Annotated in this window: 1 protein-coding gene; it reads right to left on the bottom strand. The window is 43.2% G+C overall.

What is annotated here, in order from left to right:
* Nucleotides 1-197 (bottom strand): hypothetical protein (locus Q4528_RS14530; RefSeq protein WP_303522353.1); only part of this gene is annotated, 197 nt, incomplete at its 3' end.
* Nucleotides 198-259: the final 62 nt, after the last annotated feature.

Genomic DNA, 259 nt, shown 5'->3' with positions numbered 1-259 from the left:
CTATTAAAGCCACCGTTTAAACGCGCTAATTGGTTATCGAAACTCAGCTCTGTGTGCAGTTGCTCTATCGTAAGGGGCACATCAGGACCCGATACCAAACCATTTTCCAATTTAACTTCGCCGAGCAATACCGGTGACTTTAGCTTACCCGATACCTTTACCAAACCATTGATGTCACCATCCAGCTCATCTAACACATTAACAAAAGGCAGTAACGGCGATAAGGTAAGATGATTTAACTGTAACTCACCGTCTATAC

Source organism: Staphylococcus pasteuri (assembly GCF_030547725.1).
Lineage (GTDB): Bacteria > Bacillota > Bacilli > Staphylococcales > Staphylococcaceae > Staphylococcus > Staphylococcus pasteuri.
The sequence above is the reverse complement of the archived record's forward strand: the minus strand, read 5'-3'. Positions and strand labels throughout refer to the sequence as shown.